Source organism: Ensifer soli (assembly GCF_041928815.1).
Classification (GTDB): Bacteria; Pseudomonadota; Alphaproteobacteria; order Rhizobiales; family Rhizobiaceae; genus JBHFEI01.
In genome coordinates, this window is record NZ_JBHFEI010000008.1 from 69466 (window position 1) to 90029 (window position 20564).

The 20564-nt window shown below is 68.5% G+C and carries 13 protein-coding genes; 6 read left to right on the top strand and 7 right to left on the bottom strand.

Features of this window, described 5'->3' with window-relative positions; translation table 11 throughout:
• Window positions 1-81: 81 nt before the first annotated feature.
• The 3 genes from ACEVQ6_RS13535 to ACEVQ6_RS13545 all read left to right on the top strand — a co-directional run bounded on the left by ACEVQ6_RS13535 (window position 82) and on the right by ACEVQ6_RS13545 (window position 3390).
• Window positions 82-1545, top strand: a complete 1464-nt coding sequence (locus tag ACEVQ6_RS13535; protein WP_374889521.1) for a YcjX family GTP-binding protein — start codon at window positions 82-84, stop codon at window positions 1543-1545.
• Complete coding sequence (locus tag ACEVQ6_RS13540; protein WP_374889522.1) at window positions 1542-2597, top strand: YcjF family protein; 1056 nt, start codon at window positions 1542-1544, stop codon at window positions 2595-2597. The genes ACEVQ6_RS13535 and ACEVQ6_RS13540 overlap by 4 nt, the downstream gene beginning before the upstream one ends.
• A 253-nt stretch (window positions 2598-2850) precedes the next feature.
• Window positions 2851-3390, top strand: coding sequence for a hypothetical protein (locus ACEVQ6_RS13545; protein ID WP_374889523.1), 540 nt, complete (start codon window positions 2851-2853; stop codon window positions 3388-3390).
• Window positions 3391-3402: 12 nt separating this feature from the next.
• Here ACEVQ6_RS13545 and folK read toward each other — a convergent pair whose 3' ends face one another.
• The 3 genes from folK to folP are packed head-to-tail and all read right to left on the bottom strand — an operon-like array spanning window position 3403 to window position 5164.
• Entirely contained in the window at window positions 3403-3915 is a 513-nt protein-coding gene (folK, locus tag ACEVQ6_RS13550) for a 2-amino-4-hydroxy-6-hydroxymethyldihydropteridine diphosphokinase (protein ID WP_374889524.1), read from the bottom strand.
• Window positions 3912-4283 (bottom strand): dihydroneopterin aldolase, encoded by a 372-nt coding sequence (gene folB, locus ACEVQ6_RS13555; protein ID WP_374889525.1) that lies wholly within the window; start codon window positions 4281-4283, stop codon window positions 3912-3914. Before folB ends, folK begins: the two co-directional genes overlap by 4 nt.
• A complete protein-coding gene (gene folP / locus ACEVQ6_RS13560) occupies window positions 4280-5164 on the bottom strand; it encodes a dihydropteroate synthase (RefSeq protein ID WP_374889526.1) in 885 nt (294 codons plus the stop codon). Before folP ends, folB begins: the two co-directional genes overlap by 4 nt.
• Before the next feature lie 251 nt (window positions 5165-5415).
• Between folP and ACEVQ6_RS13565 the strand changes: the two genes are divergently transcribed.
• Window positions 5416-6081, top strand: a complete 666-nt coding sequence (locus ACEVQ6_RS13565) for a DUF922 domain-containing Zn-dependent protease (protein WP_374889527.1) — start codon at window positions 5416-5418, stop codon at window positions 6079-6081.
• Window positions 6082-6589: 508 nt separating this feature from the next.
• Here the strand turns inward: ACEVQ6_RS13565 and ACEVQ6_RS13570 are convergent.
• A complete protein-coding gene (locus ACEVQ6_RS13570; RefSeq protein WP_374889528.1) occupies window positions 6590-6910 on the bottom strand; it encodes a 2Fe-2S iron-sulfur cluster-binding protein in 321 nt (106 codons plus the stop codon).
• A 221-nt stretch (window positions 6911-7131) separates the two neighbouring features.
• The gene (locus ACEVQ6_RS13575; RefSeq protein ID WP_374889529.1) at window positions 7132-7500 is read right to left on the bottom strand and encodes an Hpt domain-containing protein; all 369 of its coding nucleotides are present in this window, start codon (window positions 7498-7500) and stop codon (window positions 7132-7134) included.
• Window positions 7501-8046: 546 nt separating this feature from the next.
• Between ACEVQ6_RS13575 and ACEVQ6_RS13580 the strand changes: the two genes are divergently transcribed.
• A complete protein-coding gene (locus ACEVQ6_RS13580) occupies window positions 8047-16071 on the top strand; it encodes an apolipoprotein A-IV repeat region-like domain-containing protein (protein ID WP_374889530.1) in 8025 nt (2674 codons plus the stop codon).
• 248 nt (window positions 16072-16319) lie between these two features.
• Here the strand turns inward: ACEVQ6_RS13580 and ACEVQ6_RS13585 are convergent, their stop codons facing one another.
• Together ACEVQ6_RS13585 and ACEVQ6_RS13590 are read right to left on the bottom strand one after the other, a co-directional pair.
• Complete coding sequence (locus ACEVQ6_RS13585; protein ID WP_374889531.1) at window positions 16320-17849, bottom strand: phospholipase D-like domain-containing protein; 1530 nt, start codon at window positions 17847-17849, stop codon at window positions 16320-16322.
• Window positions 17850-18050: 201 nt separating this feature from the next.
• Window positions 18051-19538 carry a nucleobase:cation symporter-2 family protein gene (locus ACEVQ6_RS13590; protein ID WP_374889532.1) on the bottom strand — a complete coding sequence of 496 codons (1488 nt, stop codon included), beginning with the start codon at window positions 19536-19538 and terminating at the stop codon, window positions 18051-18053.
• A 222-nt stretch (window positions 19539-19760) separates the two neighbouring features.
• On the opposite strand from ACEVQ6_RS13590, the gene xth reads away from it, so the two are divergent.
• The gene (xth, locus tag ACEVQ6_RS13595) at window positions 19761-20549 is read left to right on the top strand and encodes an exodeoxyribonuclease III (RefSeq protein WP_374889533.1); all 789 of its coding nucleotides are present in this window, start codon (window positions 19761-19763) and stop codon (window positions 20547-20549) included.
• Window positions 20550-20564 lie beyond the last annotated feature (15 nt).

Here is a 20564-nt window from a genome sequence, read left to right on the forward strand (position 1 = left end):
TCCCGGCGCGCGCGCGCCCCTATATCGGCGGACGGGCCGGCATGCTCCCCCTCGGGCCGGCGACAGCGCGAAAGACAGATCTTGGCATCGATTTTCTCGACCCTGAAGGACGACACGCTCGCCGCCTTCGACACGCTCGGCAGCCGCGCCGCCGATTTCGTCCATCCGACGCTGCGCCTCGGCGTCACCGGCCTGTCGCGCGCCGGCAAGACCGTGTTCATCTCCTCGCTCGTGCACAACCTGCTGAACGGCGGCCGCCTGCCGGTCTTCGAGGCGATGCGCTCCGGCCGCGTCTCGAAGATCCGGCTGGAGCCACAGCCCGACGACGCCATCGCCCGCTTCCAGTACGAGGATCACATCGCCGCCCTCGTGCGCGACCGGATCTGGCCCGATTCGACGCGGGCGATCGCCCAGCTCCGTCTGACGATCGACTATGAGAGCGCCAGCGGCTGGAACCGGATGTTCTCGCCCGGCACGCTTTCCGTCGACATCGTCGATTATCCCGGCGAATGGCTGCTCGACCTGCCGCTGCTGTCGCAGGATTTCCGCACCTTCAGCGCCGGTACGCTTGCGCGCGCCGACATCGGCCTGCGCCGTGACCTTGCGCGCGACTGGCTCGCGCTGACGGCCGCCCACCCGGCGACCGGCGAGGCGCGAGAGGCCGACGCCAGGGCGCTTGCCGAACGTTTCACCGCCTATCTGCGCGCCTGCCGCGCCGACGGCCGCTCGCTCTACACGCTGCCGCCGGGGCGCTTCCTGATGCCCGGTGACCTCGAGGGCTCGCCGGCGCTCACCTTCGCGCCGCTCGCCGACCTGCCCGAGGGGCGTGCTCCGAAGGGCTCGCTCTTCGCGATGATGGAACGGCGCTACGAAGCCTACAAGACCCATGTGGTGAAGCCGTTCTTCCGCGAGCATTTTGCCAGGCTCGATCGCCAGATCGTGCTGATCGACGCACTGCAGGCGATCAATCGTGGCGCAGAATCGCTTGCCGACCTCGAAAACGCCCTGACCGACGTGCTCGCCTGCTTCCGCGCCGGCACCAATTCGTTTCTCTCGTCTCTCGTGACGCGCCGCATCGACAAGGTGCTGATCGCCGCGACCAAGGCGGATCACCTCCACCACGAGAGCCACGACCGGCTGGAGGCGATTACCCGCCGCCTCGTCCAGCGCGCCGTCGAGCGGATCGGCGGCAGCGGCGCGGGTCTCGAGGTGATGGCGCTCGCCTCCGTCCGCGCCACGCGCGAGGCGACCGTCGACCATGGCGGTCAGGCGCTGCCGGTGATCGTCGGCACGCCGATCGCCGGGGAAAAGATCAACGGCGAGGTCTTCGACGGCCGGCGCAAGACGGCGATCTTCCCCGGGGACCTGCCGGCCGATCCCGACGCGCTTTTCAGGCCCGGCACGGAAGGCCTCGATCCGGGCGTCAGCTTCGTCCGGTTCCGCCCGCCCCATATCGAGGAGACCGGCGGCGGCCTGAAGCTTTCCGTCCCGCATATCCGCCTCGACCGCGCCATGCAGTATCTCATCGGAGACCGGCTCGCATGACCGACACGATCCCGCCGCGCCGCCCGGCCGCCTTCGCCATCGATCCCGATCCCGTGCCGGAGGTGCCGCCGGCCGCGCCGCGCCGGCCGGCCCATTTCGACGAGGGGATCGTCATGACGCCGGAGACGGAGGATCCCTTCGGCGATCCGGTCTCGCCGGAAACCATCGCCGAGGCCCTGCCTCGAAGGCGGCGCCTGTCGCTCGGGGCGATCGCGGCGGCGGCCTTCGGCGTCCTCGTCTCGCTGGCGGTCGGCGTCTGGGTCGATGCCTTTATCCGCGATCTCTTCACCCGCGCCGACTGGCTCGGCTACACGGCGATCGGCGTGACGGCTGTCCTCGTCCTTTCGCTTGTCGCCCTTATCGGGCGCGAGGCGCTCGGCATCATGCGCCTCGGCGCGGTACAGGCGCTGAAGCGGGACGTGGCCGAGGCCGCCGCCGGCAGTGCCGCGGCGCCGGCCCGGGCCGTGACGCGACGTCTTCTGGAGCTGGTTTCGGCCCGGCCGCAGACGGCGCGCGGCCGGGAACGGCTGAAGGAAAGCGACGACGACATCATCGACGGGCCGCAGCTGATCGATCTCGCCGAACGCGAACTGATGGCGCCGCTTGACCGCGACGCGCGCGCCCTCGTGCTCTCGGCCGCCCGGCGCGTGTCAATCGTCACGGCGGTCTCGCCGCGCGCCCTCGTCGACCTCGGCTACGTGCTCTACGAATCGACGCGGCTGATCCGCGCCGTCGCCGACCTCTACGGCGGACGGCCGGGCACGCTCGGCATGATCCGGCTCGTGCGTGACGTCGTCGCCCATCTGGCGGTCACGGGCTCGATCGCGGTCGGCGACAGCCTGATCCAGCAGGTGCTCGGCCACGGTCTCGCCTCGCGGCTCTCCGCCCGCCTCGGCGAGGGCGTGCTGAACGGGCTGATGACCGCGCGCATCGGGATCGCCGCGATCGACCTCTGCCGGCCAATGCCGTTCCGGGCGATCCGGCGCCCCGGCATCGGCGATTTCCTGAGCGACCTTGCGCCCTCGGCCCGCAGTGGCGATTCCGCGACGTGATCGACGGTCGGGACACCCGTGCATTCGAATAAAATATTGAAGATCAATGGCTTCTTCGCAATTCTCCGTCGCTGGAGCGCGGCGGCGGGGTAAGGAACCAAGGGCGGCTGCGACTTCGCAGGGCCTCCGCGAAACCGTCCATTAACCATTTCAGCGCAAATGTAGCCTTACAGACAAAGCCGCAATGCGCGCCGTCTCTCGCAGCAAGGGTCGGGGCTCCCGTACAGTCTCGCGTTTACTTCAAGGATCGTTCATGTTGTCGCGTGCCTCCTCGATCGTCTGCAGCCTCGTGGCGGCTGCGCTCCTGATTCCCGCCACCGCCTCGGCCAACAGCGGCGACAAGGCCTTCTTCGAGCGCATCGCCGGCCAGTGGAAGGGCCCGGGCGAGATCGTCGCCGGAAAGTACAAGGGGACGAAGTTCACCTGCGACCTGACCGGCGAACCGGCCGACGGCAAGGAGGCGGGCATCACCCTGCAGGGCTTCTGCCGCGTCGGCGTGTTCAAGCAGCCGATGTCGGCGACGATCACCCGCAAGGGCAAGAGCTATGCCGGTACCTTCCTCGACGGCGCCGAGGGCAAGGGCCTCGACATCGTCTCCGGAACCGTCGCCGGCGACAAGGCCGTCGTCGGCATCAGCCGGAAGAAGCTGAACGGCGCCATGGTGGCGCGTCTCCATGACGAGGAGACGATGAACATCACCATCTCCGTCAAGGTGGAGGAAACCATGGTCCCGGTGATCGGCGTCAACCTGAACCGGCAGGTCGACGACATCGCCGTCGGCTCGATCAAGTAGCATCGCGTCCCGTCAGGCGCGGCGCCACCAGTCCCGATCCGCGTCCGCGACCGCGATGCCGGCGACGTCGGCATCGTCCAGCCATGCCCGGACCGTCCGTCCCTCGACGGCAAGGTCGGGCGCGATGTCGGCAAGCGGCATCAGCACGAAGCCGCGTTCGGTCATGCGCGGATGCGGGATCGACAGCGCCGGATCAGGGCTCGACACATCGCCATAGGTCAGCACGTCGATGTCGATCGTGCGCGGACCCCAGCGCTCGATGCGCTCGCGCTTCATGTCCCGCTCGATCGAGAGGCAGAGATCGAGCAGCGCCTTCGGCGCAAGCGCGGTCTCCAGGCTCGCGCAGGCATTGAAGAAATCGGCCTGGTCCGTCCTGCCCCAGGGCGGCGTGCGGTAGAGGCGGGAGACCGCCACGACGCGGCAGTCCGCATGGCGGTCGATCGCCGCGAGCGCCTCGGCCATCGCCAGCCGCGGCTCGCCGATATTGCCGCCAAGCCCGAGCGTCGCCAGTGTCCACGCCGTCATGGGGCGCGATGCTCGACCGTGACCTCGACATAGTCGAGCACGCCCTGCACCGGCGCGTTCGGCTTTCGGATCGACACCCGTGCCGCCCGGATCTGCGGAAAGACGGAACAGAGGGTGCGGGCCACCTCGAGCGCCAGCGCCTCGATCAGATAATGCCGCCGGCCGGTGACGATCTTCTCGATCTCGGCGAAGGCGACGCCGTAGTGCACCGTGTCCCCGATCGAATCGGTGTCGAGCGCCGAGCCCTGCTCGACCTCCATCGCGGCATCGACGAAGAAGCGCTGGCCGAGGAACTCCTCCTCGTCATGCACGCCGTGCCGGGCAAAGAAGGCGCAGTTCTTCAGCGTGATCGTGTAGGTCGCCGTCATGATCCTGTCTCCTCCGGCGGCGCGGGGCGCGGATTTTTGAGCCTGACGGCGAGCATAGCATCGGCAAGCCGCAGCGCGTCCCTGTTGAATGCGACATTGTGAACACGGAAAATCGCCGCGCCCGCGACGCGCAGCAGCGCGGTCGAGGCGGCGGTCGCGACGTCGCGTTCGCCCGCCTCCCGCGCGGTGACGGCGCCGAGGAAACGCTTGCGCGAGGCGCCGGCGAGAATCGGCAGGCCGAAGCCGTGCAACGCGCCGAAACGCGCCATCAGATCGAGGTTCTCATCCGTGTCCTTGGCGAATCCGAAGCCGGGATCGAGCACGATCCGCTCGTCCGCGACGCCGGCCGTCCGCGCGAGGGCGATCGAGCGGTCGAGAAAAAGCAGCTGGTCCTCGATCACGTCGGCGAGGCGTTCGCGGCCCCGCCCCGTATGCATGATGCAGACGCCCGCCCCGGACCGCGCGACGACATCCGCCATCGCCGGATCGCGCTGCAGGCCGTGCACATCGTTGACGATATGAGCGCCGGCGGCCACCGCGAGCCGCGCCGTGCCCGAACGGTAGGTGTCGACCGAGATGACCGCCGCGCCGTCGCGCGCCAGCGCCTCGATCACTGGCATCACGCGATCTTCCTCCTCTTCGGCCGAGACGGGCGCCGCGCCTGGCCGCGTCGACTCGCCGCCGATGTCGAGGATCGCGGCACCCGCATCGGCACAGCGGCGGGCATGGTCGAGCGCGGCCGTCCGCGTCGCGTGCATCCCGCCGTCAGAGAAGGAATCCGGCGTGACGTTGACGATCGCCATGAGGAGGCCGGCGGGTCCGAGCGTCAGGTGCCGGCCATGGGCGAGCCGCCACGGGACGGGGGCGAAAGGATCATGCATCTGTCGTCATCCGGGCCATGGACGTCTTTCGGAGCCGTTAACGCCGCCGCCGGCCGGAAGGGCCGGACTGCGGAACGCGCGATGCCGCCGTTCACCATGCCCGGCGTTTTACGGGCATCGCAACAGGGCGTGTCGCGGCATCGGCGCCTTTGCGGTTGCGCTGCGGCCCGCTATGCCCCAAGCTTGCCGGAACTTCAACCGGGAGGCGGGCCGATGGCGGCGCGCCGCTTCAGTCAAAGATGCCGTCCATCATGCCGCAGTTTCCCTGGTCCCCCATCACGTCCGGCGCAAGAGCCTTCGCTCCGCGCCGCCTGTGTGCGGCGATCCTCGCGACAGCCGCCGCCGTCCTCCCGGCGTCGGCCCGCGCCGACATGGTGGCAACGAAGACCTTTTCCTATTTCGCCGTACATGGCAGCACCGCCGAGGAACTCGATCGCGGCCTCGCCCGGGGCGGTCCGCTGATGAAGTCGACCGGGGCGCGTCATCCGGGCGCGACGCGCATCAAGTTCGGCGGCACGGTCAGCTATGTCACGCGCAAGGGCGGCTGCGCGGTCGGCACAGCGCGCGTCACGCTCTCGACCAAGATCATCCTGCCCCGCTGGACGAACCGAAAGCGCGCCTCGCGCGACCTCGCGCTCGTCTGGGACACGCTCGCCGCCGACATCAAGCGTCACGAGGAGCGTCACGCGGAAATCGCCCGCAACCACGCGCGCGATCTCGAACGTGCGCTGAACCGGCTGCGTCCCGAGGCAAGCTGCGCGGCGCTCCAGGCACGGGTTTCGCGGCTGAGCCAGGAGGCCGTCGAGGCGCACGACCGCGACCAGGCGCGCTTCGACCGGACGGAGGCCGCAAATTTCGACCGGCGCATCCTGCGGCTCCTGCAGCACCGGCTGAACGCGCTGAAGGCCGAGCGCTGACCTCGCAGAAGACCTCGATGGAGCGGGGATGCCCCACCTCGGCACGCGCTTCTCTCGTGGCGGCGATTCATCATATTCAAAAGATTGAATATTTCGGCACATTGTCAGGACAATCGGTCGGCATCCGTACCGAATAGCCGCAGGCGGACATGGTATAAGTCACTGGTGAATTCTAGCGATGGCCGAACTTCAAATGTTCAGCTATAGTCTATTCAACAATTCGGTAGCGGAGTTCATGAAGAACCCGATACGGCCCTGAAGACCCGGATGCGCTGTCCTTGGCGTTGATCCGCACTTTCTCCGGCCGACGCCCTATCGTTTCGTGCCATCGGCTCGCTCGACGTCGGAGCCCTGGCTGTTGCGTCACCCTGTTCTCCCGGCGTGTCTTGATGCCTGCGGATGTCCCCTCCCTCATCCGCAGGCGACCGCCCTCCTTGCCTCGCTCTTCCGGAAGGACGGGCGAGGCATTTTTTCATGCGTCATCGGTTGAGTGGAAGTATGCGGCCGCTCAGGCCTGCCGCTCGGGCACATGGACGACCAGCCCGTCGAGGGCGCCGGTCATCTTGATCTGGCAGGACAGACGCGACGTCGGCCGGACGTCGTAGGCGAAGTCGAGCATGTCCTCCTCCATCGGATCGGGTCGGCCCGCCGCCGCCGCCCAGTCGGCGTCGACATAGACGTGACAGGTGGCACAGGCGCAGGCGCCGCCACATTCCGCCTCGATGCCGGGTACGGAATTGCGAACCGCGGTTTCCATCACGGTCGTGCCGTTTTCCACATCGAAGTCATGGCGCGTGCCGCCAAACTCAACAATCGTCAGTCGTGTCATGATCGTTTCCGCAAAGAGTGTTCCGATTGCGCTTCTAGGCCGTGCCGCGCGACAGGCCCGGCGGCTGCGGCGTCGGGCGGGACACCTGGACCCGACCCGCGCCGGGCTCGTCCATACGCACGGCAACGCGCGCCAGGCGCGTTTTTCCGGAAGCGTTCATCCCGCAAAAGCGGCGTGCCGTCAACTCGGGCGCCGCACCCTTCGCGCTATGGCGTCGTCCGTCAGCGGCAGAGCTTCAGGATGAAGAGTTCCGCCTCGATCACGGCGGCGCTGAGGCCGGCCAGGGCGGCCGAACTTTCCGGCGCGTCCTCGACGGCCGCCGCCGCCCGCGCCACATCGCCGGCGCCGACGGCGCGGGCGGCACCCTTCAGCCGATGGGCGGCGGCCAGGCGCTGGTCGCTCCCGCCCTCGCCGATCTCCTTCATCGACTGCCGGGACTGCCGGGCGAAGATCTGCAGCACTTCCAGTTCGAGCGCCTTGTCGCCCATCGTCTGCGTGGCGAGATGCACGAGATCGATCGGCCGTGCGCGCGGCATCGAAGAGGAAGGCAGGTTGTCGGGCGCCTCGAAGGCGATTTTCAGTGCGGCCATCGGCCCGTGTCCTTATGTGTTTTACGGCCGCCCGGCGCCCGGAAAGCCCGGCTGCGGCCCTGTCCCTGTCATCGCCGCCCGGCGGGCGCTGTTGCCGCCAGGCGTATGTCCGTCCTCCACGGTTACGCGGGGGCGCCTGCCATCCGCTTAAATCGGGGCGTATTCGCGGCGGAAATCCGCGAAAATGGTTAACATCGATTAAATGGCGTCCGCGACTTGTGTTTTTGCGGGTCAGCGACGGAAATCCGTTAACAATCGGTTAGGATTTTAACAAATGGCAGAGCGGCTTAATTGTAAGGTCTCCGCTAATGTGTCACTACGATACGGTAGCGGGCAGAGTTGGACATTCCGTCTCCGGCATGACGCCGGACGGACTGTAAAAGCCGGCTTTGCGACGTGGTGTAGACGAGTAAAGCGTCAAGGTATTGCGTAGTGTGATGCGTGTATCTTGCCGTCATGTCCTCGATCCGGGACCGGGTCCGCGCGTGCAGGCGGCGTGGCGGAGCGGGGCATCGGCGAGAGCAGAGTGTAGCGAGGCGTATCCGCATGGTGACGAACAAGGGCAATGAGTCGATCGACGACAAGGCGTTCCAAGCCTTGGAGGACGCTCTGAAGATCGACTTCGACGAATTGAAGCCGGCAACGCCTGCAGCTTCCGCCAGGACGGGCGCTGAAAAGCCCGCAAGCGCCGCACCCGACAGCGAGGACGGCGACGACGAGGCGGCGGATGCGAGGGCGCAGGCGAGAGCCCAGCGGATTGCCGCCCGCGCCGAGACGCGCCGGACGCTCGCTCCCGAGCCCGCACCGAAATCCCCGGCTCTGACGCCCGCCAATGACGACGGCCGCAAATCCCCGGCCGCCCTTCTGAAAGGCGTCGAGACGCGCGCCGGGCGCACCGCCATCCGCGTCGCCGCCGTGGTTTCGCTCGTCTGGGTGGTGGCCGGCCTCGGCGTCACCAATCTCCTCTATGGACCCGAAATCTGGCAGATCGCGTCGCTCGCCGCGCTTTCGGCCATGCCGGGCGCGATCGGCGCCGCGCTCTGTATCGTCATCCCCGTGATGCTGTTCTTCTCCTTCGCCATCATGATCGCGCGCGCCCAGGAGATGCGCAGCGCCGCGCGGTCGATGGCCGAGGTGGCGATCCGGCTTTCCGAGCCCGAGACCATCGCGACCGAACGGCTGATGACCGTCGGCCAGGCGGTGCGGCGCGAAGTCTCCGCTATGAACGAAGGGATCGAACGGACGATCGCCCGCGCGACGGAACTCGAGGCCCTCGTCCATTCCGAAGTCAATGCGCTCGAACGCAGCTACACCGACAACGAACTCAGGGTGCGCACCCTGGTGCAGGAACTCGGGCTCGAGCGCGAGGCGATCGTCGGTCACGCCGAGCGGATCCGCTCCTCGATCGCCGGCGCCCATACCCAGATCCGCGACGAACTGGCCCAGGCGAGCGAGGACATTGCCGGCCGGATCGCCACCTCCGGCGAGGCCTTCGCCTCGCTGATCGAGACGCGCGCAGCGCTGCTGACGGAAAAATCCGACCATGCGGCCCAGACGATCGGCGCGGTGCTGTCGACGCGCACGGATGCCCTCCTGTCGGGCCTCACCACCGCCGGCCTTCATCTCTCCACCGAGTTCGACGCCCGGCTCGACACGCTGAGCGAGACGCTGCAGCGGCGCGGCCAGCAGTTGCTGAACCAGTTCGAGACCCGCGCCTCGACGCTCGACGCGAATACGGAAAAGCTCAACGCCGCGCTGAACGAACGCGCGCGACAGCTCAACGAGACGCTGATCTCGCGCACCCGCGAGCTGAACGAGACGCTGAGCATCGGCCAGCAGGCGGTCACCACCGGCCTTGAGGACGCGCTGAACGCCATGAACGGTGCGCTGGACGAAAAGGGCGCGCGCTTCCGCCAGACGCTGAAATCGGCGTCCGACGACATGATCATGGACCTCGACTTGCGCTCGGGCTTCTTCGAGGAGAAGCTGCAGACGACCGTCGGCCAGTTGCAGGGCGCCTTCGACAGCCGCTTCCACGAATTCGCCAGCGCCTTCGACAAGCGCGCGAGCCTGCTCGACGCCAAGCTTGGCGAGGGCCTCGCCCGCATCGACGAAACGGTCGCCGGCGGTACCGACGCGATCGGCAAGGCGATCGACGGCAGCCTCGGCACGATGCGCGCTGCACTCTCCGACCAGGCGCTGACGCTTGCGACGACGATCGGCACGACGCAGGAATTCATCGTCGATGCGGTCGGCAGCAAGGCCGGCGAACTGACGCAGGCGCTCGGCTCCGCGCATGAGCGGATCGACGCGGTGCTCGGCGAGCGCTCGAAGACGCTGCTGTCCGGCCTCAGCGAGACGACGGACCGGCTGGACAAGGGGTTTGGCGCCCGCGCGGATGCGCTGGGCATTGCGTTGGCAACCAGCGAGGAGCGGATCGGCAAAGCGTTCGACGGCCGTGCCGCAGGCCTCGCCGAGACCCTGCAGACGGCGCAGAGCCGGCTGGAACAGGCCCTGGACGGGCGCGCCGCCGAGATCACCCAGGCCGTCAGCGGCACGCATGCGCGGCTCGAGGCGACGCTCGACGAGCGTGGCGCGGCGCTCGCCTCGACTCTGGCGCGGGCGACGGAAGCGATCGAGGGTTCGATCGACGAGACTGCCCGTCGGCTCGACACGCGCTTCGCCGGCCCCGCCCGTGAGCTGGCCGAAAGCATCGGCACCAGCACGACGGCGCTGGAGACCGCGCTGGCAGAGCGCACCGCCGCGATCGCCACGGTCTTCGAGACCGGTACCGGCGCGATCGACAGGGCCGTCGGCGGCACCGCCGAGCGGCTACAGGCGGTGTTCGATGCCCGCGGCCAGGATCTCGCGGCGAAGCTCGCGGGCGAGACGGCAACGCTCGACGGCATGCTCGCCGCCCGCGGCGCCGAGATCGCCAACACGCTTTCGAGCCATGGCCGCGAAATGCGCGAGACCGTGGTTGCGCAGGCCGAGGAGATCGCCGAATCGATGTCCTTCCGGGCGATGTCGATCGCCGACACGATGAACGAGCGGGCGACGAGCATCGCCGAAAGCCTGAGAGCGCAGACCGGGGAGATCGTCCAGACGATGTCGGCGACCGCCGAGGACATCGCCGCCAATCTCGGCCGGCAGACGGCGGAGGTTGCCGAAACCCTCTCCTTCCAGGCCATGGCCGTGTCGAGCGCGATTGCGGATCATGCCGCCGAGGCGGAACGGACGCTGACGGCAAAGGGCGAAGCGCTCTCTGCCACCTTCGCCGGCAAGGCCGGGGAGTTTGCCGGAACGCTGTCCGGTGCCGTCACCGAGGCCGCGACCTCGCTGGAGAAGCAGGCGAACGAGGTTGCCGGCTCGCTTTCGCTGCAGACCATGGCCGCCGCAAGCGCCATTGCCGAACGCACGGCGGAAGCCGAGCGCATGCTGCTCACGCGGGGCGAGAGCCTGTCGTCCAACTTCGCCGGCAAGGCGGAGGAATTCGCCGGCACGATCAGCACCGCCGTCTCCGGCTCGACCGCCGCGCTGGAGAAGCAGGCGAACGACGTCGCCGACACCCTCTCCTTCCAGACCATGGCCGCCGCAAGCGCCATTGCCGAACGCGCCGCGGAAGCCGAGCGCATGCTGCTCACGCAGGGAGAGAGCCTGTCGTCGAATTTCGCCGGCAAGGCGGAGGAATTCGCCGGCACGATCAGCACCGCCGTCTCCGGCTCGACCGCCGCGCTGGAGAAGCAGGCGAACGACGTCGCCGACACCCTCTCCTTCCAGACCATGGCCGCCGCAAGCGCCATTGCCGAACGCGCGGCGGAAGCCGAGCGCATGCTGTTCACGCGGGGTGAAAGCCTGTCGTCCAACTTCGCCGGTAAGGCCGAGGAATTCGCCGGCACGATCAGCACGGCCGTCTCCGGCTCGACCGCCGCGCTGGAGAAGCAGGCGAACGACGTCGCCGACACGCTCTCCTTCCAGACCATGGCCGCCGCAAGCGCCATTGCCGAACGCGCGGCGGAAGCCGAGCGCATGCTGCTCACGCGGGGCGAGAGCCTGTCGTCCAACTTCGCCGGCAAGGCCGAGGAATTCGCCGGCACGATCAGCACCGCCGTCTCCGGTTCGACCGCCGCGCTGGAAAAGCAGGCGAACGACGTCGCCGACACCCTCTCCTTCCAGACCATGGCCGCCGCAAGCGCCATTGCCGAACGCGCGGCGGAAGCCGAGCGCATGCTGCTCACGCAGGGAGAAAGCCTGTCGTCCAACTTCGCCGGCAAGGCCGAGGAATTCGCCGGCACGATCAGCACCGCCGTCTCCGGCTCGACTGCCGCGCTGGAGAAGCAGGCGAACGACGTCGCCGACACCCTCTCCTTCCAGACCATGGCCGCCGCAAGCGCCATTGCCGAACGCACGGCGGAAGCCGAGCGCATGCTGCTCACGCGGGGTGAAAGCCTCTCGTCGAATTTCGTCAGCCGGGCGGAGGAATTCGCGACCGCCATGTCCGGAGCGGCGAGCGCAGCCGAACAGGGCCTTGCCGCGCGCAGCGAAGAGATGGCGGGCGCGATCGATGCACGATCGAACGCGCTTGCCGATCGGCTCAACGCGGCGGCCGCCGACATCGCCACCAATCTCGGGCGCCAGGCCGGCGAAATCGTCGAAACCCTGTCGTTCAGCACGATGACGGCATCGAGCACCCTGGCGAATCGCGCGGCCGAGGTGGAGCAGACGATCCTTGCGCGCAGCGACGCCGCCGCGACGAGCCTGCGTCAGGCCGCCGCCGACCATGCCGAGCGGATCGCGGCCGCCTCCGGCGAGGCCGCCGACCGGGTGATCCGCAGCGCCGACGAGGCGGCCGAGCGGGTCTCGGGCAGCGCGCGGGCCTCCGCAGAGACGATCGGTGCCGGCACGTCGGAAGCGGAGCGCGCCGTCGCGGCGCGCGCCAGCGACCTCGCCCAGCGGATCCAGATGAGCGGCGGCCTCCTGGCGCGCTCGATCACCGAAAGCGCCGAACATGCGGCCCTTTCCGTCGGCGAGGCCGCAACCCGGTTTTCGAGCGCCGTCGCCAGCCGCGCCGACGACATGGAACGCACGCTCGCAGATGCCGGCGCGACACTCGCGGGCCGCATCGCCTCCGTCGACGACCAGATCCGCGCGACGCTCGACGAGCGCGTTCGCGCCGTCAACACGGCGATCCTCAGCGGCCGGCGCGACCTCGGCACCATGCTCGACGAACAGTCGACATCGATCGCAACGACGCTCGCCGCCAGTGTCGGCATGCTGGAAATGACGCTCGACGAGCGCAAGGCCGCGATCGCCGAGGCGATCGATTCGGGAACGGGCGCGCTCGAGGAACGGCTGCGGGCAAGCACCGCCGCCGTCGCCGAGCGCATCGGCGACACTGCCGCCGAGCTCGGGCGCATCACCGACACGATGTCGGAGCGGATGGATCTCTCGGTGTCGACGATCAATGCGCGCTTCGACGATGCCGCAAGCGCGATCGACGTTCGCCTCGGCACCATGGAAGCCCGGATCCGTGAAAGCGCCGACGAGGTTGGTGCCTACGCCCAGCAGGCGACCACGCGCATCACGGGAACCCTCTCCGAACGGCTCGCCGACATCGACCGCGTCAGCGAGGAGGCGGCCTTCCGCCTTGCAGGGACGCTGTCCGGCAGCACGACCGAATTCACCCGCGCCGCCGAGGCCGCGACCGTCCGCATCGCCGAGACGGTGACAGGCCGCGTCGCCGATATCGACGAGATCAGCACGGCCGCCGCCGATCGCATCGCCGAGACGCTCGACAGGGGGACCGGCCGCATCGAGGAACGCCTCGGCACGATGGACCGGGCGCTGACGATCGGCCTCGAAAACGTCAACCGCACGATCGAAGGCAAGGCGGCCAGCCTTGTCACCAGCCTGCGCAGCGCCGTCGGCGACAGCGTCGAGGAAATCGATGCGGAGGCGGCGCGCGCCGCCGAGCAGCTGGCCCGCACCGGCGAGCGCTTCTCCGATGCGATGGCCGAGCGGCAGACCGCCTTTGCCGATGCGCTTGGCCGCACCAGCGAAGACGTCGCTGGGAAGGCGACGGAACTCGCCCGGGCCATCGGCGATGCGGCCGAGGAATCGGTGCGCCGCGCCGGCGATCTCGCCCGCTCCGTCGAGCAGGCCTCGGCGGAAAACCTGCGCCGGCACACAGAGCTTGCCCGCGGCCTCAGCGACACGGCGGAAAGCGCGCTTGCAAGGATCGCGGCGACGCGCCAGCGGGCAATCGACGAGACCGAGCAGTTCCAGAAAAACCTCTCCGATGTCGAGAAGGCCCTCGATGCCCGCGGCAACGCGATCCGGGCCGCGCTCGACGAACGTACCCGCGACCTCAACACGATGCTCTCCGGCCATTCGGCCGAGCTGTCGCGCCTGATCGAGACGGAGGCGCGGCCGGTGGTCGAGCAATATGCGGCGACCGGCCGCGAGGCCGCCGAGCGCATCACCGCCGCGACGCAGGACAGCGCCGAGCGTCTGCGCGCCGGCAGCGCCTCGCTCGTCAGCGCGCTCGGCCAGCGCACCGGCGAGGCGCTGAACGCGCTCTCGACCCGCGCAGAGGAAACGGCGATGGCGATGAAGATGGTCGAGAACCGGCTGCAGTCGACGGCGTCGGCCCTGATCGGTCAGCTCGCCGAAAGCAATGCGGCGATCGCCTCCCTCGTCGACCAGGCCGGCGAGACCCTCGCTGCCATGGACGACAAGCTCGACGGCACCGCCTCGCGCTTCTCGGAGACGGCGGAGCGCGCCTCCGACCTGCTGTCGACCTCGGCCCGCCTCGTCGAGGGCAAGGCCGACAAGCTCTCCGACATCTCCAACACGACCCTGTCGCAGATCGTCGGCATCGTCGGCAAGTTCGAGGATCACTCGAAGGTGCTGGGACAGGCCTCCGACCTGCTCGCCGCCGCCCAGTCGAACCTCGTCGGCACGCTGGAGGAACGGCAGGAGACGCTGCGCACGCTGTCGATCGGGCTGGTGCGCCGGTCCGAGGATATCGAGAAGACGATGCAGGCCGTCGAAGGCTTTGTCGATGGCGCCTTCGGCCGGGCGGAGGAACGCTCGAACCAGATCGCCGCCAATCTGCGCCAGGGCATCCAGTCGTCCTTCTCCGATGTCGGCCGCATTCTCTCCGAGGCCGAGCAACGCAGCGCCAGCGTCGCCGAGACCATGCGCGCCCGCGCCATCCAGGCAGGCGAGGAAGCGGCAAAGGCGGTGGAATCGATGATCGGCCGCGCCGAGCAGCGCAGCGCCGGACTGGCCGAAAACCTGCGCTCCGGCGTCGAGAATGCCTATGGCGATATCGACCGCACGCTCGGCGACACCGAACAGCGCGCGGCGCGCGCGGCCGAGGCGATGCGTACCAGCATTCTCGGCGTCGGCGACGAGGTCGGCCGCTCGCTCGACAACACGTTCGGCCGCGCGGAGGAGCGCGCGCGCGACGTCGCGGCACGGCTGCGCGGCAGCGTCGCCTCGTCGCTGTCGGACATCGACGGCATCCTGGCCGAGACCGGGCGCAAGTCGGACGAGACGGTGCAGCAGATGCGGGATGCGCTGAAGCAGTCGATCGAGGACGCGCTGAAGCGCTTTGCCGGGGCGACCGACGAGATCCGCCGCTCGGCGAACGAGATCCGCAACGAGCTCGGACTCACCCGGGAAGAGCTGAAGCGCGGTGCCTTCGATCTGCCGGAGGAGGCCAAGGAGAGCGCCGCCGCCATGCGCCGGGCCGTCTCCGAACAGATCCGCGCCCTGCAGGATCTCTCGGCGATCATCGGCCGCTCCTCATCGGAACTCGACGTGGCGGTCAGGCGCGAGCAGCCTGCCCCGTCGCGTGCCGCCCTTGCGCCCCAGCCGGCCGTCCAGGCCCGCCCGGCCGAGCCGGCGATCGAGCAACGCCGCGCCGAACCCGAGCCGCAGCGTCCCGTCGCGTCCGAACCGCTGCTGCGCGGGAGCCTTGGTCTCGACCGGCCGGCAGCGGGCCCGGCCCAGCCGGCAGCGGCGCGTCCGGCTCCGTCGCCCGCCCAGCCCGAGACCGCCGCCCGCGCCGAGGACGCCGCCGGCAGCGGCTGGATGCGCGACCTGCTGCGCGCAGCGTCGCGGGACGAGCAGGCGGCCGCACCCGCGCCGCAGCCCCAGCAGAGGCCGGCAGAGACGGCGCCGCAGGCACGCCCGGCCGGCGACACGCGCAACCCCCGCCATGTGGTCGAATCGCTGAACTCGCTGTCCGTCGACATCGCCCGGGCCATCGATCACGATGCCTCCGTCGATCTCTGGCGGCGCTACCAGCGGGGCGAGCGGGATGTGTTCACCCGCAGGCTCTACACGCTGAAGGGCCAGCAGACCTTCGACGAGATCAAGCGGAAATACGAGCGGGAGGCGGAATTCCGCACGGCCGTAGACCGCTACATCGCCGATTTCGAGAAGCTGCTTGCCGACGTGACCCGCAACGACCGCGACCGGACGCTGACGCAGAGCTATCTGACCTCGGACACGGGCAAGGTCTACACGATGCTCGCCCACGCCGCCGGCCGCTTCAACTGACGCCGAAGCCCAGCACGTTTCCAGCCGAGGCGGGATCGCTTCGGCGTCGGGCAATGCGGCAAAACAGAGGGAGAGGGCACGTTCGGTGAAGCGGTATTCACCGAACGTGGTCTTCCCGGGATGACGGTTTGAGGCCCGCTGCCCTTTACGGTGCAGCGGGCCTTCCTGTTTCAAAGACGAAAATCGGCTCTCGCCGAACCTGTTTTCAGGGTTTCACTGACGGGATCCGCCGCAGCCGGGCGCGGATATCAAAGAAGCGGAGAGGCGAGCCACAGGGCCCGGTTCAGGATGCGGCTCGGCCAGGGCTTGCGGCGCAGGTCGTCGAGAAGAACGGGAGAAGCGCTCTTCAGGGCCTCGCCGATGCGCGCCGAGATGATCTCGGCGAACGGCGTGTCCAGCACCTCGAGGTCGATCTCGAAATTGAGGCGGAGCGAGCGCGAATCAAGATTGGAGGAGCCGACGAAGGCCCAGCGATCGTCGACGGTCAACAGCTTGGAATGGTCGAAACCGCCATGGGCGCGCCAGACGCGGCAGTCGCCGCGCAGCACCTGATCGAACTGGGAGGTCATGGCGCGGTCGACGAGCCGCAGGTTGTTGTTTCCCGGAACGACGATGTCGACCTCGACGCCGCGCCGGGCGGCCGTGACGAGAGCGCTGATCAGTTCACGATCCGGCAGGAAATAGGGCGACATGATGCGGATCGACCGGTGGGCCACGGAAAAGGCGCCCATCAGCATGCGATGATTGGTTTCCATGCTGCGATCCGGCCCGGACGGAACGGTGCGGACCAGCATCGGCTCGACGGCGTCCGGATGCGGGCTGTCGGGAACCGCGGCATGCAGCGCGCTGCCGGAGGCGATTGGCAGATGCGGCATGTCGTCGGTGCCGAGGTCGAGCGCCCATGCCGGCCCTTCCAGGGGTTCGTCGCTGGCAAACTGCCAATCTTCCGCCGCCGCATGGAACAGGCCGGCGACCGCGGGGCCGCGGACGCGGAAATGCGTGTCGCGCGCGCTTGCGGGCGCGCCGCCGTCGCTGACGAAGGCCTCGCGGATGTTCATGCCGCCCATGAAGCCGACATGGCCGTCGACGACGAGGATCTTCCGGTGCGTGCGCAGATTGGCATAGGGCAGCCTGAGCCCCATGATGATGTTGCCGTTGAAGGCCTTCACCGCGACGCCTCCATCCCGCAGTTCACCGACGATGCTCGGCACGGAGTATCGCACGCCGACGGCGTCGATCAGGACGCGCACGGCGACACCGCGCGATACGGCATCGACGAGGGCGGTGACGAAGCGCGCTCCGGCCCGGTCGCGGTCGAAGATATAGGTTTCGAGGAGCACGCTGCGGCGCGCGCCCTCGATCGCGCGGATCATCGCGTCATAGGCCTCGTCGCCGCCGTCGAGCACCGCGATGCGGTTCCCGTCGGTCATGACATGGGAGCAAACGCGATCACCGAGGCGCATCATGGCGGAGAAGCGCTCGCCGAAATGCTGGTCGACATAGGCCTGCGATATGGCCGAGCGCGGCTCGCCGCGCCTGCGGCCGGCGGCGATCAGCGTGCGCTGCTGCTCGATCGAGACGACGCGCATGCGGTTGATCCCGGCAACCGCGTAGAACAGCGCGCCGACGATCGGCGACAGCACGATGACGCCGACCCAGCCGGCGGCCGCGCGCACGTCCTGCTTGGTCATCGCCGCATGGATGGCCGCCGGAACGCCGAGAAGGAAAGAAAGCGCCGCAAGCACATGCGGCCAGTAGGTCTGGAATGCGTCGATCATGCCAGAACTATAGGGTCACGGCGGGAAGAGGCAATTCAGCCCCCGCGCAATTTCATGATGGCCCGCGCCCCTTCGGGCGCAGTCCGATCCCGTTCCATCAGAGCGGCGCTCCCGACGCTTTCTTTCGAAGCCTCCTCCGGCCGATCCTCGTGTCACTCCGGTCGGATGAGGCGCTGACGCACCGGGCGGTCGCGCGGGCCGTCAGTGGCCGCCATCGGCGGCGAGCGCGGCCTCGCGGGCGCCGGCATCGCTCGTCGCCGCGCCGTTGAAGAAGAGGTTCAGGCCCACCGCCGCGACGGCTGCGAGCAGGATGCCGGAATCGATCAGCGGATGCAGGTCGTGCGCGAGCCACTGCTTGAAGTTCGGCGCGATCAGCGGGATCATGCCGAAACCGAGCGAGACGGCGACGATGAAGAGGTTGTTGCGGCTGGTGCGGAAATCGACGGCCGAGAGGATGCGGATGCCCGTCGCCGCCACCATGCCGAACATGACGATGCCGGCGCCGCCGAGAACCGCGACCGGCAGCGATTCGATGAGCGCCGCCATCTTCGGCAGGAGGCCAAGCACGACGAGAATGAGGCCCCCGGCGACGCAGACATAGCGCGATTTCACCCCGGTGACGCCGACGAGGCCGACATTCTGGGAAAAGCTCGTATAGGGAAACGTGTTGAAGATGCCGCCGATCAGGGTGCCGAGCCCATCGGTGCGCAGGCCGGCGGAGAGCACCGGCTGGGTCACCGGCCGGTTGGTCATGTCGCCGAGCGCCAGGAACATGCCGGTCGATTCGATCATCACCACGATCATCACAATGCTCATGGTGAGGATCAGGATCGGATCGAAGACCGGCGGGCCGAAATGGAAGGGAAGGATCGGCGCGAACCAGGCCGCGGCTACAACCTTGTCGAAATGCATCATGCCGGCAAGCGCCGCGACGATGCCGCCGGCGACGATCCCGATCAGCACCGCGATATTGGCGGCGAAGCCGCGCCCGAAGCGCGAGACCAGCAGGATCACGGCGAGGACGAAGGCCGAGACCGCCATGCCGGAGACCGGCGCATAGGCCGGGTTCGGAACGCTCGGGGCGAGCGCAAGCCGTTCCGGCAGCGCTGTGCCGTTCGCCACCGCGAGCGTCCGCATCTCCTCCAGCCAGGCGGCATGGGCGGGATCGACGATCGAGGGCGCGGTGGGGCCGACTGGAGTGCCGAAGATCCAGTTGATGCCGATGCGCATCAGCGTGACGCCGATGACGAGGATGATCGTGCCCGTCACCACGGGCGGGAAATAGCGCAGCATGCGGCTGACGAGCGGCGCGATGATCATCGCGACGATGCCGGCGCCGATGATCGAGCCGAAGATCAGCTGCGCGCCTTCCGCGCCCGGCACGATATTGGCCATCGACACCATCGGCCCGACGGAGGCGAAGGTGACACCCATCATCACCGGCAGGCGGACGCCGAACCATTGGGTGACCCCGAGCGACTGGATCAGCGTGACGATGCCGCAGGCGAAGAGATCGGCGGAAATCAGGAAGGCGACGTCTTCCGGCGGCAGTTTCAGCGCCCGGCCGACGATCAGCGGCACGGCGATCGCGCCGGCATACATCACCAGCACATGCTGGAGACCGAGGGTGGCGAGGCGCGCGGCCGGCAATTTCTCGTCGACGGGATGGACGGAGGATGGCGTGGTCATGAGGTTCCCCTGCGTTTCGGTGATCAGAGCGTGACGCTCACATCGATGGTTGCAGCAGCGGCGACGCCCTGACGCCTCTCATGGGCCTCTTGCGGCACGTTCCGCACCCGCTGCTCCTCCCCGGCGGCGGGCAGGACCAGAATGCCGCACGGCCGGCATTTGTCAAAAGAAAAGGCAGGCGCTACAAGGTGTTCCGCGGCGCCGAGAGCGAGGGATCACGGGATGAAGATCGTTACCTGGAACATCAACGGCATCAAGGCGCGCATCGATGCGCTGACCGCCTGGCTGAAGGAATCGGCGCCCGACATCGTCTGCCTGCAGGAGCTGAAGTCCGTCGACGAGGGCTTTCCGCGCGCCGAGATCGAAGGCCTCGGCTACCATGTCGAGACGCATGGCCAGAAGGGCTTCAACGGCGTGGCGATCCTGTCGCGGCTGCGGCCGGACGAGGTCCATCGCGGCCTGCCCGGCGAGGACGAGGACACGCAGTCGCGCTTCATCGAAGCCGTCTTCTCGGTGTCCGGCGGAGCGCTTCGCGTCTGCTCGATCTACCTGCCGAACGGCAATCCGCCGGACACGGAGAAATATCCCTACAAGCTGCGCTTCATGGAACGGCTCGTCGCCTTCGCCGAAAGCCGGCTGTCGCTCGAGGAGCCTTTGATCCTCGCTGGCGACTACAATGTCATTCCCGAGGGCAAGGACTGCTGGGATCCGGCGGTCTGGGCGAACGACGCCCTCTTCCTCCCCGACACGCGCCGCCGCTTCCGCCGGCTTGCCCATCTCGGCTTCACCGACGCGCTGAGGGCGACGACGGACGAGCGGGCCTATACGTTCTGGGACTATCAGGCCGGCGCCTGGCAGAAGAATTTCGGCATCCGCATCGACCACCTGATGCTGTCGCCGGAAGCCGCCGACCGTCTGGTGTCGGCCTCGGTCGAACGCCATGTCCGCGCCTGGGAACGGCCTTCGGACCATGTGCCGATGGTCGGGCACTTCGCCTTCACGCCCGCCTGACCGGCACGCAACTCT

Bases quoted from the DNA above. Each gene is read 5' to 3' on its own strand.
- ACEVQ6_RS13575 (WP_374889529.1), bottom strand. From the start codon at position 7,500: ATGGCCGCACTGAAAATCGCCTTCGAGGCGCCCGACAACCTGCCTTCC.
- folB (WP_374889525.1), bottom strand. From the start codon at position 4,283: ATGACGGCGACCTACACGATCACGCTGAAGAACTGCGCCTTCTTTGCC.
- ACEVQ6_RS13540 (WP_374889522.1), top strand. From the start codon at position 1,542: ATGACCGACACGATCCCGCCGCGCCGCCCGGCCGCCTTCGCCATCGAT.
- folK (WP_374889524.1), bottom strand. From the start codon at position 3,915: ATGACGGCGTGGACACTGGCGACGCTCGGGCTTGGCGGCAATATCGGC.
- folP (WP_374889526.1), bottom strand. From the start codon at position 5,164: ATGCATGATCCTTTCGCCCCCGTCCCGTGGCGGCTCGCCCATGGCCGG.
- ACEVQ6_RS13580 (WP_374889530.1), top strand. From the start codon at position 8,047: ATGGTGACGAACAAGGGCAATGAGTCGATCGACGACAAGGCGTTCCAA.
- ACEVQ6_RS13565 (WP_374889527.1), top strand. From the start codon at position 5,416: ATGCCGCAGTTTCCCTGGTCCCCCATCACGTCCGGCGCAAGAGCCTTC.
- ACEVQ6_RS13545 (WP_374889523.1), top strand. From the start codon at position 2,851: ATGTTGTCGCGTGCCTCCTCGATCGTCTGCAGCCTCGTGGCGGCTGCG.
- ACEVQ6_RS13585 (WP_374889531.1), bottom strand. From the start codon at position 17,849: ATGATCGACGCATTCCAGACCTACTGGCCGCATGTGCTTGCGGCGCTT.
- ACEVQ6_RS13590 (WP_374889532.1), bottom strand. From the start codon at position 19,538: ATGACCACGCCATCCTCCGTCCATCCCGTCGACGAGAAATTGCCGGCC.
- xth (WP_374889533.1), top strand. From the start codon at position 19,761: ATGAAGATCGTTACCTGGAACATCAACGGCATCAAGGCGCGCATCGAT.
- ACEVQ6_RS13570 (WP_374889528.1), bottom strand. From the start codon at position 6,910: ATGACACGACTGACGATTGTTGAGTTTGGCGGCACGCGCCATGACTTC.